At 40.5% G+C, this 17,749-nt stretch carries 11 protein-coding genes and 1 pseudogene; 8 read left to right on the forward strand and 4 right to left on the reverse strand.

What is annotated here, in order from left to right:
• The 8 genes and pseudogenes from B5X70_RS18620 to pyrF all read left to right on the forward strand — a co-directional run.
• Positions 1-262 (forward strand): annotated as a pseudogene (locus B5X70_RS18620) (hypothetical protein); the annotation flags it as partial.
• 163 nt (positions 263-425) lie between these two features.
• A complete protein-coding gene (locus B5X70_RS11030) occupies positions 426-1,079 on the forward strand; it encodes a 3-keto-disaccharide hydrolase (protein WP_079557966.1) in 654 nt (217 codons plus the stop codon).
• Between the two features lie 56 nt (positions 1,080-1,135).
• A complete protein-coding gene (locus B5X70_RS11035) occupies positions 1,136-2,278 on the forward strand; it encodes an AI-2E family transporter (protein WP_079557967.1) in 1,143 nt (380 codons plus the stop codon).
• A 122-nt stretch (positions 2,279-2,400) separates the two neighbouring features.
• Positions 2,401-3,795: a dihydrolipoyl dehydrogenase gene (gene lpdA, locus B5X70_RS11040; RefSeq protein ID WP_079557968.1), complete on the forward strand. Its 1,395-nt coding sequence runs from the start codon at positions 2,401-2,403 to the stop codon at positions 3,793-3,795.
• Positions 3,796-3,952: 157 nt separating this feature from the next.
• Positions 3,953-5,917 carry a PorE family type IX secretion system protein gene (gene porE / locus B5X70_RS11045; protein WP_079557969.1) on the forward strand — a complete coding sequence of 655 codons (1,965 nt, stop codon included), beginning with the start codon at positions 3,953-3,955 and terminating at the stop codon, positions 5,915-5,917.
• A 63-nt stretch (positions 5,918-5,980) separates the two neighbouring features.
• Positions 5,981-7,150: an AIR synthase related protein gene (locus B5X70_RS11050; protein ID WP_088328839.1), complete on the forward strand. Its 1,170-nt coding sequence runs from the start codon at positions 5,981-5,983 to the stop codon at positions 7,148-7,150.
• Positions 7,151-7,269: 119 nt separating this feature from the next.
• Positions 7,270-8,358: a peptide chain release factor 1 gene (prfA, locus tag B5X70_RS11055; protein ID WP_079557970.1), complete on the forward strand. Its 1,089-nt coding sequence runs from the start codon at positions 7,270-7,272 to the stop codon at positions 8,356-8,358.
• A gap of 160 nt (positions 8,359-8,518) precedes the next feature.
• Complete coding sequence (pyrF, locus tag B5X70_RS11060) at positions 8,519-9,340, forward strand: orotidine-5'-phosphate decarboxylase (RefSeq protein WP_079557971.1); 822 nt, start codon at positions 8,519-8,521, stop codon at positions 9,338-9,340.
• 246 nt (positions 9,341-9,586) lie between these two features.
• On the opposite strand, the gene B5X70_RS11065 is transcribed toward pyrF, so the two are convergent.
• The 4 genes from B5X70_RS11065 to B5X70_RS11080 form a co-directional block, all read right to left on the reverse strand.
• Complete coding sequence (locus B5X70_RS11065; RefSeq protein ID WP_079557972.1) at positions 9,587-11,524, reverse strand: TlpA family protein disulfide reductase; 1,938 nt, start codon at positions 11,522-11,524, stop codon at positions 9,587-9,589.
• A 675-nt stretch (positions 11,525-12,199) separates the two neighbouring features.
• Positions 12,200-14,302, reverse strand: a complete 2,103-nt coding sequence (locus B5X70_RS11070) for a M3 family metallopeptidase (RefSeq protein WP_079557973.1) — start codon at positions 14,300-14,302, stop codon at positions 12,200-12,202.
• Positions 14,303-14,522: 220 nt separating this feature from the next.
• Positions 14,523-16,217 carry a diflavin oxidoreductase gene (locus B5X70_RS11075; protein ID WP_079557974.1) on the reverse strand — a complete coding sequence of 565 codons (1,695 nt, stop codon included), beginning with the start codon at positions 16,215-16,217 and terminating at the stop codon, positions 14,523-14,525.
• Positions 16,218-16,253: 36 nt separating this feature from the next.
• A complete protein-coding gene (locus B5X70_RS11080) occupies positions 16,254-17,531 on the reverse strand; it encodes a KamA family radical SAM protein (protein ID WP_079557975.1) in 1,278 nt (425 codons plus the stop codon).
• Positions 17,532-17,749: the final 218 nt, after the last annotated feature.

Raw genomic sequence — 17,749 nt, forward strand, 5'->3', positions numbered from 1 at the left:
GATAAAGCAACTCCTTCATATTAAATCTTTCATCGGAACTAGCGAAAATGCTGTAATGATACAAATATGGACTGCTTTGATAACTATACTTGTCCTAAAATACTTAAAAGCATTAGCCCAATATGGCTGGAGGTTGTCAAATTTAGTTGCGTTTATCAGGTTGAATATGTTTGTGAAAATTCACTTGCAAAAGTGGTTGGATAAACCCTTTGATGAACCTCCTGAACCAGTTCAAAAATACATACAGGGGGTTTTATTCTGAAATTGTAGATGTTTCTGGCTAAAACTACTATTTTTAAAGAGCAATAAATTCTACTGAAGATTATTTAGGACAGTATTGTTTTTAAACAAAAGAGTTTCACATTAAGTTAATATTTATAACGCGGATAATTACTATATTTATTGACAAACAAACCATACATGTTATGAAAACTCAGAAGATTTCTATTATCGCAATTTTGTTATTAATTAACAGCTCCTTATATGCTCAAACTTCCATCAGTTTATTTAATGAAGACACTTCATCAGACTGGCACAAGGTTCTACAATCAGAAGCTAGTCCGGACACAGTTTTCTTTTTCAGCGATGGCATCCTGAACGCCAAAGGAGATCCCTTTGGCTACATCAGAACCACCGAAAAACATGAAAACTACGAACTGAATCTTGAGTGGCTTTGGGTAGAAAACGCCACCAACAGTGGCGTTTTGCTGGCAATTACAGGTGAAGATACTGTTTGGCCCCATTGCATTGAAGCTCAACTGCGCGATCAAAGTGCGGGAGACCTCGTGCTTATGCACGAAGGAGCAAAAGCTACTGTAAATGGGGTTCGTCATCAAGTCAACCCAGATTTAAGATGGGTTTCAGTAGTTGAAAAGTTCGAAGAGGCATCAGAAAAAGACCATGGAGAGTGGAATCATTATCGCATCAGATTTTATAACGGAGATCTAAAACTATGGGTAAATGGAATTCTCCAAATGTCCGCATCACAGGTTCACCCAACCAAAGGATATATTGGCTTGCAAAGTGAAGGGTCATGGATTCAATTCAGAAACATAACCCTGACACCACTCGGCAACTGAGCCATTTAGAGCTGTAAAAACTGCTAATCAGAAAATTCAAAAAACGATTCATTGAAATGAGTAAAGCAGAAAAAATCCAGATAAAACTGCCTCCATACCTTAAATTGATAGCCGTGCTTTTTGGCATAGTACTGGTTGTGATTGTCATGAAACAAGCCAAGAGCGTACTGGTTCCTATTCTAATAGCCGGTTTTCTGGCTATCCTTATCAGTCCCTTTACATCCTGGATGGAAAAAAAAGGTATCCCTTCGGCACTGGCCTGTATCTCAAGTTTAATTGGTCTTTTGGTAATTTTATCTGCTGTGATTTACTTCTTTTACAATCAGATTATTGGTTTTGCCGGAGATTTAGATGGTCTGGAACGAAGATTTGGAGAGCTGGTTGGACAAATAAATGATTTTATCACGGCCAACTTCGAGGGCGCCGTACCCATTTCAATGGATAACATCAAAGATGTTCTTTTTCAACAGCTGTCAGACAATGTCAATACACTGACCCAAGGAATTATCGCCACGGCTGGCACAGTTACAATGATTTTCATTATACCGGTTTACATTTTCCTTTTTCTGTATTTCCGGAGCTTTCTCATTGAGTTTGTAAAAAAAGCATTCAGCGAAAAGTACGAAGACAAGGTAAACCACGGAATAACCAAAGTAAAAGGAGTCGTTCAGAATTACATTAAGGGAGCGTTCATTGTTATTTGTATTCTGGCAGTATTAAACAGCATAGCGCTATATAGTTTGGGTATAAAACACGCACTTCTTTTCGCGGTATTTGCCGCTTTTTTAAATGTAATCCCATTTCTGGGGCCGTTTTTGGGAGCTACATTTCCCATCCTATTTGCACTTCTTACCAAAGATTCACTCTGGTATCCGTTTGGAGTTTTTCTGGCATTTTACGTAATCCAGTTGTTCGAAAGCAATCTATTCACACCAAAAATTGTTGGCAGCAAAGTATCAATGAATCCTTTGATGACCATCATTGCTCTGTTTATAGGAAATTACATTTGGGGATTGGCCGGTATGATTCTGTTTATTCCAGGAATTGCCATATTAAAAGTCATATTTGATGAGATTGATGGCATGGAAGCATATGGATTTCTCCTGGGAGCGGTAAAAAGCAAAAGTCCCGACAGCAATATGAACACTGCTGCTGATAAAGTGATTAAGAAAATTAAAAACATAAAGAAGAAACGTTAACTCAGCATTTGAAAAGTTGGTTATGAACCAACTTTGAACTTCTTTGTTAAATTGTTGAATAGGAAGAACAGCATTCTCCCATTCTGTTTTAATCATTTAAAATTCAATAACACGTTAAAACTATGCAATACGATTTAATTGTAATAGGAAGCGGTCCCGGCGGATATGTTGCAGCCATCAGAGCTTCACAACTCGGATTGAAAACAGCCATTGTTGAACGTGATGAGCTTGGCGGCGTATGTCTCAATTGGGGGTGTATTCCAACAAAATCACTTCTAAAAAGTGCCCAGGTTTTTGAATATCTAACACATGCATCCGACTATGGCATTTCCATTGAAGGAAATGCAAAACCCGACTTCAAAGCCATGGTAGAACGCAGCCGCGGTGTGGCTGATGGCATGAGCAAAGGGGTTCAGTATCTATTAAAAAAGAACAAAATTGAGGTTATACAAGGTACCGGAAAACTTACCAAAGACAAAAAGGTTGAAGTAACTGACAGCAAGGATAAAAAGAGCGTTTACGAAGCTAAACACGTGCTTCTTGCAACAGGTGCAAGAAGCAGACAATTGCCAAACCTTCCTCAGGATGGCGAGAAAGTCATTGGCTATCGCAAGGCCTTAACACTTGAAAAACAGCCAAAATCAATGGTGGTAGTTGGTTCGGGAGCCATAGGTAGCGAGTTCGCATATTTTTACAATACCATTGGAACCAAAGTTACCCTGGTTGAATATCTTGACAACATCGTACCTCTTGAAGATGAGGAGGTTTCCAAACAACTTGGGCGCTCGTTTAAAAAAGCAGGTATTGATGTTAAAGTGAGCTCAGAAGTAACTTCTGTTGACACTTCAGGAAAAAGTGTGAAGGTGAACATTAAGAACAAAAAAGGAAAAGAAGAGACCGTTGAGGCCGAAATTGTATTATCTGCCGTGGGAATTACGCCCAATATCGAAAACATTGGTTTGGAAGAAGCCGGCGTGGAGGTGGAAAACGGTCGTATTAAAGTTGATGAATACTATCAAACTTCGGTAAAAGGAGTATATGCTATTGGCGATATAGTTCCCGGACAGGCACTTGCTCATGTGGCAAGTGCTGAAGGAATTTTGTGTGTGGAAAAAATTGCAGGACACCATCCGGAACCAATCAATTACAACAACATCCCCGGATGTACCTACACCAATCCGGAAGTGGCCTCTGTTGGATTCACAGAAAAAGCAGCCAAAGAAGCCGGATACGAGCTAAAAATCGGGAAATTCCCATTCTCAGCATCTGGTAAAGCCAGTGCTGCAGGTCACAAAGAAGGGTTTGTGAAACTCATTTTTGATGCCAAATATGGGGAATTACTTGGAGCTCACCTCATTGGAGCCAACGTTACCGAGATGATTGCTGAACTTGTTACTGCAAGAAAACTGGAAACAACCGGACACGAAATCATAAAAGCAGTTCACCCCCACCCAACCATGTCGGAAGCCATTATGGAAGCCGCAGCTGCTGCATATGATGAAGTTATTCATATTTAGAATATTAAAAACCTCACCCGATGAGTTGAATTATTAGATTAAAGTCATCGGGTGAGTACTTTCAAATTCCTCTGAATTCACAAAATAATAATCATCTAATTTCGTTTTTCATGATGAAGATGCATCCTTTTACAATGATGCAATATATCTTTGTCATATGAACAGATTTTTCTTATACATCATATTTACAGCATTTATTGCTTCACTTTTTCTGACAGGTTGCTCCGGATCCAAACGATTGGGTCGTGCACAAAGTCTTTATGAAGTTGGAGAATATGATCGTGCCATAACTGCACTTCAACGCGCTTACAGGCGTGAGAGCAATCGCTATTATCGAGGTAAAATTTCATACTACCTCGCAGAGAGCTACCGAAAAACCAATCAACCCCGCAGAGCGGCACCTATTTACGGAAGAGCCATTCGATTCGGTTATCCCGAAAGAAAAGCAAAGCTGTATCAGGCTCAATCGCTTCAAAAAATAGGCAATTACGAAGAAGCCATCGTTTTGTATGAGGAATATCTGGAAGAAGTTGCCGGTGACCCTTTGGCACACAATGGACTTGCCGCATCAAGAAAAGCACTACGGGACGAACAAAAAACACGCTACGAGATTACGGCCATACGAGCATTAAACTCCCGAAACAGCGACTATTCGCCATTTATCGCACCAGACGATCCTTCACAAATCTTCTTCTCATCAATGAGACAGTTGCCCGGTACACGCCGGCAACAAACCAGCCGAATTACCGGTCAGGCACCTTCCAGAATCTACACTGCCCGTGAAGATTCCAGAGGTGACTGGATGGATGCTCAGCTACTTTTTGAGAACGACCCCACACAAGATTGGGAAGATGGATCCATCTCAATTACTGAAGATGGCAGAACTGCTTATTTTACACGTGCCAGATACGAAAACACAGGCCCCATGGGCACCGAAATATGGCAAACTCAAAGAATGGGCGGACGTTGGGGTGAACCCTCCAAGGTTGAATTAGGTCCGGACAGTTTAATTTTTGCACATCCGGCTATATCTCCCGATGGCAATACTCTATACTTTGTTTCTGATTTGCCTGGTGGATTTGGAGGACTGGATATTTGGAAGGTTGAAAAGATGGGTGATCAGTGGAGTATGCCCATAAATCTTGGAGCAGATATAAATACCGCCGGAAACGAAAAATTTCCCTATGTCCGAGCTAATGGAAACCTCTATTTTAGTTCCGATGGGCATCCCGGATTTGGAGGGCTGGATATTTTCAGAGCAGAAAAGAGAGACGAAGAGAGATGGACAGTTACAAACATGGGACGTCCCATCAATTCAGAATCAGATGATTTTGGGATTACGTTTCACCGTGGCAGGGAAGTGGGATATTTTTCCAGTTCAAGAGACAATCCAAGAGGTTTTGACAACATCTATCAATTCAGACTACCGGTGATTCAGGCAGTGATGGCCGGTGAAATTACCCTGCCGAATAATGAACCCATTCCCCAAAACACCAGAGTCAGAATCATTGGAACCGATGGTTCCAATATGCGCATAAATGTTGAACCAGCCGGTACATTCAATGCGTTGCTGGAACCGGGTAATGAATATACCATCTTAATCTCAGCACCGGGCTATTTCAATCACCGGGAAAGAGTTGACACCAGGAACTTAACTGCCAGCCGTCAATTTGAACTAAACGTACAACTTACCAGCGCTCAACAACCTTTGGTATTCGAAAACCTTCAGTTTGAACCAGGATCTTACAACCTTAATGGCAATGCCATAAGGGAACTGGAACGCCTGGCTTCCATGCTGAACGACAATGCCAACATTGAAATCAACATCACAGCACACACCGATGCAAATGGAGATTTAACGAATTTGGTGATTCTGTCGCAACAACGCGCTGAAAAAGTCATGGAATTTTTAACCTCCCGGGGAATCGCACATGAAAGACTCTCTGCCAGAGGTGTTGGGGGCGCACAACCACTTAAAGTAACAGATAGTCTGGCAGCAAGATACAACTATTTACGCGCAGGAGAAGAACTTAATGAAGCTTACATACAACGTCTCAACCGGCAATACCAGAGCAATGTAAGAGCATTAAACAACCGGGTGGAATTTAGTATTGTACGTTAATGTTGATGATCCCAAAAGATTGTATTAATTTTGCGGTCACAAATTTCAACAAAAACAGTTGCTGTGAGTATTGAATCCAGATATAATCAAAGAGGCGTTTCCGCGTCGAAAGAAGATGTGCATAAAGCCATCAAAAACATAGATAAAGGTCTTTTTCCAAAAGCCTTTTGTAAAATTGTTCCGGATATTCTGGCCGGTGACCCCGACTTTTGCAACATTATGCATGCCGATGGAGCCGGAACAAAATCGTCGCTGGCATACATGTATTGGAAAGAAACCGGCGACATCTCCGTTTGGAAAGGCATTGCACAGGATGCCATCATTATGAACGTTGACGACTTGCTGTGTGTAGGAGCCACAGACAACATCCTGCTTTCTTCCACCATTGGACGCAACAAAAATCTTATTCCGGGAGAGGTTATTTCAGCCATCATCAACGGAACCGAAGAGATACTTCAACAATTGCGTGATGCCGATGTTTCCATTTACTCAACAGGCGGCGAAACCGCTGATGTTGGAGATCTGGTTAGAACCATCATAGTTGATTCAACAGTGACCTGCAGGATGCCACGAAAAGATGTCATTTGCAATAGAAAAATATCAGCAGGTGATGTCATTGTTGGGCTTTCCTCATACGGACAGGCCAGCTACGAAACGGAATACAACGGCGGAATGGGCAGCAATGGACTGACATCTGCCAGACACGATGTTTTCAATAAATATCTGGCAAAAAAATATCCCGAAAGCTTCGATCCGCAAGTGCCTGATGAGTTGGTATATTCCGGAAACTATTCTCTTACACAGGAGATAGAGAACCTGGGAATTGATGCGGGAAAGCTGGTGTTATCCCCCACCCGTACCTATGCTCCGGTTATAAAGCAGATTTTGAAAAATCTGCGCAGTGAAATTCATGGGATGGTTCATTGTTCGGGTGGAGCACAAACAAAAGTGCTTCATTTTGTCGACAACCTGCACATCATTAAAGACAATTTGTTCGAGGTACCTCCATTATTCGAAATCATTCAGGAACAATCCGGAACCCCGTGGGCCGAAATGTATAAAGTATTTAACATGGGACACCGCATGGAGCTATATGTGAAACCTGAAATAGCCGAAGAAATCATAGCTGTTTCAAAGGCATTTAACATTGATGCGAAAATTGTGGGAAGATGCGAGGCATCAGAAAAGCCAAAACTTACCATTAGAAGTGGTTTTGGTGAATTCTTCTATTAGATGGACAGAGGATTGACAACGTTTCTTGCATCATGATGCAAGAAACATCCCGCTTGTTGTAAACTTCACTTAAGCGAACCCCTGTAATTATCTAATCATTCAACAACAGAAATTTAATCATGGCAAATAATAATTCACTATTAGAAAAACTGGAGGCCATTCGCCTTCGTTTTGAGGAAATCGGACAACAAATAACCGATCCGGAAGTCATTTCAGACACAAAAAGATACATCAAACTCAATAAAGAGTACAAAGAACTGGAAGAACTGGTAAGTGTATCCAAAGAGTACAAGAACATCATTGAAAACATTGCCAGCACAAAACAGATGCTGAAAGAGGAGAGCGATGAAGAGATGCGCGAAATGGCCAAAGCAGAGCTTGAAGAGATGGAAGAAAAACTTCCTGAGATGGAAGAACAGATAAAAGTTCTTTTGTTGCCATCGGATCCTCAGGATGCTAAAAATGCGGTAGTAGAGATTAGAGGTGGAACCGGAGGTGACGAAGCGGCTATTTTTGCCGGCGATTTATTCAGAATGTATACCAAATTTTGTGAACGCAAAGGCTGGAAAACTGAAGTAACTCATATTTCGGAAGGAACCTCGGGAGGTTACAAAGAGGTTGTGTTCAATGTGACCGGAGCCGGTGTTTATGGCATTCTAAAGTATGAATCGGGCGTTCACCGTGTGCAGAGAGTACCTCAGACCGAAACCCAGGGTCGCGTACATACTTCTGCGGCGTCGGTGGCAGTTCTCCCTGAAGCAGATGAATTTGACATCCACCTTAAACAGGAGGATATCCGAAAAGACACATACTGTTCTTCAGGTCCAGGTGGGCAGTCGGTTAATACCACTTATTCGGCCATCCGGTTAACGCACATTCCAACGGGGATTGTTGTGACCTGTCAGGATCAGAAATCGCAGCTCAAAAACCTGGATAAGGCGATGACAGAGCTCCGAACAAGAATTTACAATCTGGAATACCAAAAATATCTGGATGAAATCTCTTCCAAGCGAAAAACAATGGTATCAACCGGAGACCGTTCGGCTAAAATCCGCACCTACAACTATCCACAGGGACGAGTGACCGACCACCGCATTAACTATACCATGTACAACCTTCCGGTGGTGATGGATGGAGATATTGAAGGATTGATAGATAGACTTCAAATGGAAGAGAACGCGGAAAGGTTGAAGGAGAGTGAGATGTAAGTTCGAAGTTGATAGTTTAAAGTTTAAAGTTTGAAGTTTGAGTTTTCGAAGAGTATTGCCATTTGGCGGGATAGGCTATTTACATTTTGCGTTTTTTCCGTGCGAAAAAAACGCTTACCATTAACCATATATTGTAATCCGGAATTAAAATACAATAGTTATGACATCAGCAGAACTTTTCAACCAGATAAAAGCTAAGAAAAGCTTTTTATGTATTGGGCTGGACACGGATATCCAAAAAATCCCACGCCAATTACTGGATACAACCGACCCAATTTTCGCCTTTAACAAAGAAATTATTGATGCAACTCACGACCTTGCTGTGGCCTACAAACCAAATCTTGCCTTTTACGAAAGCCTGGGAGTAAATGGATGGAACAGTCTGGAAAAAACGGTGAACTACATTCGCTACAACTACCCCGATCTGTTCATCATTGCCGATGCCAAACGTGGTGATATTGGCAACACCTCGAACCTTTATGCTCGTGCCTTTTTTGATGCCATGGATTTTGATGCTGTGACGGTGGCACCATACATGGGTGAAGACTCTGTTACTCCATTCTTTACTTATGTAGGAAAATGGGTGATTCTACTGGCACTTACCTCCAATAAGGGAGCTGATGATTTTCAATACATGACCGAAAACAATGAAAAGCTTTTTGAACGCGTAATCAAAACATCAGCAAAATGGGGTAATGAAGACAATATGATGTATGTGGTAGGTGCAACCCGTGCAGAAATGCTGGCAGATATCAGGAAAATAATTCCCAACCATTTCTTGTTGGTGCCGGGCGTTGGAGCCCAAGGCGGAAGTCTCGAAGAGGTAGCCAAAAACGGTTTAAACAAACAGTGCGGTTTACTGGTGAATTCTTCGCGTCAGATAATATATGCCGGGAAGGATGAAAAATTCGCTGAAAAGGCTCGCGAAGCAGCTTTAGAAGTGAGAGATGAAATGGCTGGTCTTCTGGAGAAATATCTATAAAGTAGATTTCTTTTAGTAGTTTAAATATAAAGAGGCTGTCCAAAAAGTAATTTTAAATTTTCCTTAACTTTCAAATCGTAAATTACACGTTAATAATTCACCCCTAAATCCCCCAAGGGGGACTTTAAGCCTCCCACTTGGGGGAGGTTTGGAGGGGTAAAAGCAAGGTTGTTTTACTAATTGTAAGTGTTGAATATTATTAACAGACTTTTTAGACAGCCTCTTGTGCATAATTCCAAATTAGTTTTAGAGCAAACCTTTCTCAATTGACTCTTTAATGGTATGAACCCCCGGAAATCCGGTAAACCTGGATATTTTCTCACCATTTTTATCAAATATCATAATAGTAGGAACCCCCTGTATTGACAGGTCTTCGTACCAAAACTGCCATTGCTGGTCTGATACCCGGTAATGCTGCCCTGCAATATCCTGTATCATCCGGTTCCATGCACCAATTGGAGAGTTTTCTCCGGCAAGATAAACAAATTCAACTTCGGCATCTGTTAACTCATCTTTTAATGGCTTAAGTTGTTCATTGGCATGAATACAAGGGCCACACCAGGTTGCCCAGAAATCGACAACTACCACCTTCCCTCTATATTTGTCCTTTATTGCGTCAAACAGACTCGACGGATCGGTGTCCGGTAACTCATGAATGACAAAATATCCATCGGTATTATTCCTGTTGGCTTCAACAATACCGAAAAGTTTATTGTTCTCAGCAATAATATAATCAGCCATGCCTGGATTTGAGAGTTTCGTTCTCATAATTTCTTTATCGTCATCACTCAAAAAAGAGGCATTACTTATACGAGACATAATCCGCTGGCCTTTTGCAATATCTGAGACTATTTTATTTTCTTGACCAAATATCTCAGAAACCATGCTATCTAGCTTAACAAACATGTTTTCATAAGAGAAGTCATCGATTAACAAACGATTCCCCTTTGCATCGCGAAGTGACATAACAACAAACGGAAAATCTGATTGATAAGCCATATGGTCTGTCCACAATTCATTAATGAAGCTGAAATAATTATCACTTGGTTCTTCAAGTTGAAAATCATAAGTTCTCCACTCATCAAAAGAGATCTTATTGGCCACGAAATATGCCTGTCTAAGAAATCCTTCATAATTTATCAACATAGAAAAAAAGCTCGTAGAGATACTTGAAATGATAAGATTTTCTATGTCCTCACTCAGGTTTTTATCCGCCAATTCAGATTTTAACAAGTCCAGCTTTTCATATAGATGAACCTTTAGTTCATCAGGTATCATTCCGGCAACTTCTAAAAAGATTTCATCGTAATTGACCCCGGAATTAATACAATCTGATAAAACTTGAATTTCGGAGGAGTTAAGACCCCACGCATTTTGATATCGGTATACTGAATCAAGTGGTTCCTTGTCCTCACGGTAACGCGATTCAAACCGACTTTTTCTCATTAAGTCAACAGTCACCTCCGTAACCTCTCCCGGTGCTAACAATACCGGACCTATGACAGAGCTTCTTGCAATGGTAGGTATTCCTGTGAATAATTCACCAACGAAGCTGCCATCCTCCTCTATTTCAATTTTGATATCATTACCCTCACCACTTAATATATTATTATAGTAAAAATGAATATGAGGTCTCATTCCATTCTGAAAACCTATTAACTGTCCCTTTATAATCGCAGGCTCCGTACTAAATTCAACAGGAGGCAAACCATCTCCCTTCTTTTTTGATGAACTCTTCGCTAAATTCCTTACTGATACTTGCTTATTTGGCAGTAGAGATATTCCCCAGATTTTAAAACAGTCAGGACAATCACTTTCTATAAAGTCTATTTTTGTAACGTTCTTTGGTAAAGGAGGAAAAAACAGCTTAAATGAGGTTTCACCTGATTCAGGCATGTAGTAATGTTCGTCAATAGGAATGCCTTCTGCATGGGTGAGAATAAGTCTGTTGTCGGTCCCGGTTTCGCGAATATAAGTCTCAGAATCAATTCTAATCCACCATCCGGGAGTAAAAAATGCATCGAAATGAAAGATGGTGGCACTGTCGTTCATTTCAATTTTGTCAATTTCGAGGGTTGTACTGTTCCAAACCTCAAAAACGGGTCTTTCAATAACATCCGGACGCTGTTCACTGCATCCAAACAGGATAAGTGCCGCAAAAAGGGCTAAGGTTAACTTTTTCATAAATAAATATTTGAGTTAAAAATAGTTTTCTCGACTAAAATATGTCAGAGCCTTCAAAATTCAGCACCAACCATCCTTTTCAACTCTGAAAATCTGTGAATTTTGTACAATAATCTGTCTCAATTTAACAAATAGTACCTGTATTTACAATACCTAAGTTTAATAAAAAGATTGCGTTAAACAAAAAGGCAATATATACTAAATTCGAAAACAACCATATGTAAATTTCATTGCGCAATAAAATAGGACTCTTTCTAGTTCTAATTTGACACATTCGATATTATTTGTTTTTGCCCAAAAAAGTTATCGCTAACCCTGAAAGGGTTTAATCAATAACCCGGGGTACAGCCCCGGGATAATTTCTTTTTAATCTAAACACTTATATTGAAAAAAGATGTTTTGATTATGTTATTTGTATTGATCAATATTGCTTACGCCCTTTCAGGGCTAAATTCGATTTACATACATTTTCATAGGACGTTGCCCGATGCTGATGATGTCGCCCCGTTGGGGCTATACAAACCTTCATTTTTTAAAGCATGGTCATTTTACGAAATAACTCAAAGGACAATTATAATCTGTCAAAGTAGAACTAGTTGAAAGAAATTTATAAAAAAAAATGAGGACTTCATCTTTTGTGAAGTCCTCATTCATAGTATTGAATTATAAAAATCCTTATCTAACTAAACCACGTTGTCTTAGAAGGGGTTCAATTCCTGGTTCCTTACCACGGAAAGATTTATACATCTCCATAGCATCACGTGTACCGCCACGCTCAAGAATCTCTTCACGGAATTTACGTGCTGTTTCCTGATGGAACAGATCGCCGGTTTCAACAAATGCCTCAAAAGCATCGGCATCAAGAACACCTGCCCAAATGTAGCTGTAGTAACCAGCAGAGTAACCTCCTGAGAATATATGCTGGAAGTGAGTGCTTCCATGACGGAAATAGATTTCATCCATCATATCATATCGATTCTGAACACCACTTTCAAACTCGTTTACATCAAATGGCTCAAACACTGTTTTGGTGTGATAATCCATATCAAGTAAAGCCGATGCAAGAAACTCAACCGTTGCAAATCCCTGGTTGAAATTGGCACTGGCCATAATTCTATCAATGAGTTCATCAGGAATGGTTTCGCCTGTTTCATAATGCTTTGCAAACATCTTTAAAACTTCAGGATGTTTTGCCCAGTTCTCAAGTACTTGTGAAGGCAATTCAACAAAATCGCGAGGTACAGAAGTTCCGGCTAATCCGGGATAAATAACATCAGACATCAGGCCGTGAATGGCATGTCCAAATTCGTGAAAGAATGTGGTCATTTCATCAAATGTAAGCAATGCAGGCTGGTTTCCACTGGGCGCAGTAAAGTTGCAAACAATGGTGATGATGGGGTGTACAAACTCTCCGTCCTGAGAAACTTGTTGTCTGCGATAGCTACTCATCCATGCTCCACCTCTCTTGCTCGCACGTGGGTGCATATCCATGTATAGAATTCCAAGATGTGAGCCGTCGGCTTCCAATACTTCCCAGGCTGTGGCATCAGGATGGTAAACAGGAACATCTGCGCGCTCAACAAACTCCAGACCCCATAACTTATTCACAATCATGAAAATACCATCGCGAACATTGTTGATTTCAAAGTACTGACTGATTTCTCCCTCGTCCAGGTCGTATTTAGCCTTGCGCACTTTTTCAGCGTAGTAACGCCAGTCCCAGTATGCAAGCTCATAATCTCCTCCTTCACTGGTTATCATCTTTTGCAGTTCAACAGCTTCGTCGCGTGCAATAGGAAGAGCTGCTGTCCACAAATCTTTCAGGAAAGTTTCAACAGTTTCCACATTTCCAGCCATTCGGTTTTGCAATGCAAAATCGGCATAAGTATCGAATCCAAGCATATTTGAGCGCTCAAGACGCAGTTCTGTCAAACGATTAATGATTTCCTGGTTATTATTGTCATTATCGTTATTCCCACGAAGTACATAAGCACGGTTCATTTTTTCACGAAGATCGCGGTTGTCTGCATAAGTGAGAAATGGCATAACGCTAGGGTTATGAAGAGTAAACAACCACTTGCCTTCCTGACCATCAGCAGCTGCTGCTTCGGCAGCAGCATCAACCACTGAGCCTGGCAAACCTGCAAGGTCAGCCTCATCGTCAACCCAAAGTTTGAAACCGTTTACATCTGCTAAAACATTTTGGCCAAATTGTAATGTTAATACTGATAATTCCTGATTTATTTCACGAAAACGTTCCTGCTGCTCTGCCGGAAGCGCTGCTCCATTGCGAACAAAGCTTTGGTAGGTTTCCTCCAAAAGCATGGCTTGCTCTTCAGTTAAACCCAGTTCATCTTTTTGGTTGTAAACAGTCTGAATGCGGGCAAACAACGCAGGATTTAAACTGATATTATCGCGGTGAGACGACATCATTGGCGCCACTTCCTGAGCCAAAGCCTGAATTTCATCTGATGTATTGGATGAGTTATAGTTATAAAAAACAGAAGCTACCCGATTTAAAAGTTCTCCACTATAGTCCAGAGCTGCCACGGTATTATCAAAATCAGGCAGAGCAGGATTATTAATAATTGCAGCAATTTCTGCTTCCTGCTGACGAACTCCCTCTTCAAAGGCAGGGATAAAATGAGAGTTTTCAATTAAATGAAACGGAGGAACTCCGAAAGGAGTCTCATAATCAGAAAAAAACGGATTTTCATCCGTTGTAGCAAACGATGCCATAAAAACGAGTGTTAAAATAAAACCAAATAATTTTTTCATTTTACTAATGTGTTAATGCGTTACAATTAGGTTTACCGGAAATAGAATACGAACAAATGAACAAACCATGTGGTTTGTTCAACTGCTCAAATATAAGAATTGTATCGCAATACAACAACGATAAGTATCAGGGAAAAAGGATGTACTATATGATTTCCATAACAATAAGCGAGTATCCAAAACACCATCTAACCTAAGTCACTGTTTAAATACACAGAGCTCAATACAAATCAGTTCTTAGTCTTTTTTCATGAATCATCTTAAGGATATATTCTTCCGGCGTTGGATCGTCAATGTCTCTATATGTAGAAATGATTCGTTTCAAGCTCTCTTTCACATCCTGTCCCATCGTGCGTTTGTTGCCACACAGATAAACGATGGCATTACGTTCATCAATCCAATTAAAAAGCTCTTTTCCGTTTTTCTCCATTAAATTTTGAACGTATATTTTCTCTTGATTATCACGCGAAAATGCCAAATTCAAACGGGTTAGTAAACCTGAATCGAAATATTCTTCCAACTCTTTTCCATAAAGGAAATCGCTGGAAGAGTACCGATCTCCAAAGAAGAGCCAGTTGTCTCCTTTGGCTTTTAGCCAGTTGCGTTCCTGCAAAAAGCCTCTAAATGGCGCGATACCTGTTCCGGTGGCTACCATTATCACGGGTGTCGAATCATCCATCGGAAGTCTGAAAGCTTCGTTGGGCTCATGAAAAATTGCAAGAGTATCTCCCTCAGCTAAGCGGTCGGAAAACATTGAGGAACATACCCCGGAGTGCTTTCTATTGTATAGAGGATACTCAATAATACCCGTCGTTAGATGTAACTCCTCGGGATGAGTCAAAGAACTGGCTGCCACCGAGTATAATCTGGGATTTAATTTACGCAGGGTAGAAAGAAATTCCTGCTCATCTATACTTGCCGGAAATATGGAAACCATATCCAGAACATCATGGAACTCACAAAACGCGATCAACTGTTGCTCATTTTCAACAAGTTTTATAAGATCCTGATGGCCGGATAACTCAGCATACTTCTTAACAACAATCGGAGTGACCATGGTGATTTCATAATCATGTACCAAGGTCTCTTTCAACATTTTTGACTTGTTGTCCACCAAAACACGGTGCGTACCATCAAAGTTCATTTTTCGCAGAATTTTATCCACCAGCAAACGTGAATTAATTGCATATACACCAAATGAATCACCGGGATGGTATTCACCTTTATACCCTTTCATATCAAGGGTTATATGATAAGTTCTTTTATTATAACCCTCAGCGGTTAACAGCACTTTTTCCTTAACTCTGGCATAAAATGCGTTGTCGTCGTCCAGCTCCCGTTTGTTTAATTCAAAGGCAAACTCTTTGTTTTGCCTTTGATTGATTTTTGGAAGAATCTCTTCAAAAACTCCTACAGATTGGGCGACCCACCTTTTGGCATTTTCCTCATAATCAATATCACATTCAATTATTGGGTAAGCCTCCTCAGCTCCCAAAGTAACCAGTCGCTTACGAAAATCATGACCTGTTTTACAAAAATCATTATAACTGCTGTCGCCAAGAGCCAGAATGCTAAATCTAACACCTTTCATTGCTGGAACCTCATCGCTATGCATAAAATGATAAAATGCCTCAACCACCGCGGGAGGATCTCCTTCACCATGAGTACTTACCGCAATCAACAAATGGCGAATAAATTGAAGTTCATTATATGGAAAATCTTTCATATCCAACAACTCACATTCCAAACCCAGGTGCTTTCCGTACTCAAAGGCCAGTTCGGCAGCTGCTCGGGAATTACCTGTGCGGCTTCCATATACTACATACAATGTTTTTGAGTTATCGCATTTTTCAGCTATATTTCTTTTACCCTTTAACTGAATTTCGCCAACGGTTTTATCTGTTCTGGTTTGCATATTCTAGCGATATTACTTTTCAAATTTTTAAATTCCTTACACCATACTTCCCACTGAGACTTCATTAAGTTGGTCAATCCATGTGGCTTTTTCGTCATATTCCATAAAGAATGGCTTATAGGTCTGCTTATAATCTCTGTGACGTACATATTGCATCATGAAGTATTTTTCTCCATCGACAGGGTTATCCATCACCCCCATAATATGGGCTTTCCCTTTTGAAGCGGACATTACCGGGCCGGTAATGGTTTTCGCAAAACTTCCCGATTCCCTGATGGCGTTGCGATACAACTCATAAACCCTGGCCAACGGTATCTGAAAATAGTTATACGGACCGGTTTCGCGCTCTATAAACATGTAATAAGGGATAAGACCCAGGCCTACCTGCTTTTTCCACATTTGAGACCAAACCTCACTGTCGTCATTGATATGCCGGAGAATTGGAGCCTGAGTACGAATTTCTGCTCCAGCCTGACGGATGTTGTAAATGGCCTCCTGCACAATTTCGTTATCCAGCTCGTTCGGATGATTAAAGTGTGCCATAAATGCCAGATGAAAACCACTATCAGCAATATCTTTCAACAAATCAAGCATCTCTTGTCCCTCTTCACTCAGCTGAGGAATAAATGCAAATGGCCAATAGGAAAGTGATTTTGTTCCAAAACGGATGTGCTTCAAATTACCGGGACGAGCGGCCTTTATGGCCTCAAAATATTTACGAATGGTTGCCGGATCCATCACCATGGGATCGCCTCCGGTAAATAGGATTTCATTTACATCAGGATTTATCCTGATGTAATCAATCACCTTTTCAATTTCCCTCATGGAAAATTTCAAATCCATATCCTTTACAAATTGAGGCCACCTGAAACAAAATGTACAATGTGCATGGCAGGTTTGCCCCTGACTTGGGAAGAACAGCACAATATCGCGGTATTTGTGCTGAACACCTTTCAACTCTTCCCCATTCAAATTTGGCACATTCGTCATTTGCTGAGCCGGGTGAGGATTCATGTCCATGCGAATATTAAAAATCAATTTGTCAATCTCAGCCTTTGGAAGATTTCGATCGTAGGCATCCTTAAGCTTTTCGTATTGATGCCGTTTCATCATGTTCTTATTAGGAAAGTTGAGTATGTAAATTGGATCATTTTCGTAATTCTCCCAGTCAATAAGGTAATCTACAACGTAATTATTGGTTTTGAAAGGTATTACACTTGACACAATATCAATTTCTCTTTTAACCTCCTCAGGCAAATACCTGATGTATTCAACTTCTCTGTAATTTCTTGCATTGATAGTTATAAACCTCATTTTTGTGTAGTTTTATATTAAAAATTAGAAGTTTAGCAGATTTGAACTCTCAGAGATGAGAATCAGGGACATGAGTTGTTTTCTGGATTTTTATATCCTTTTATCCAAATATAGTAATTTATTTTTAAACTCTGCCATAAACAGCAACTTGCAAATGCGTCATTTCAAGCGGTCGTTCGCACATTAAGAGAACAGGCCGATGATTTTAAAGCCTGATG

It is taken from the genome of Alkalitalea saponilacus (assembly GCF_900168165.1).
In the GTDB taxonomy this organism is placed as follows: domain Bacteria; phylum Bacteroidota; class Bacteroidia; order Bacteroidales; family Marinilabiliaceae; genus Natronoflexus; species Natronoflexus saponilacus.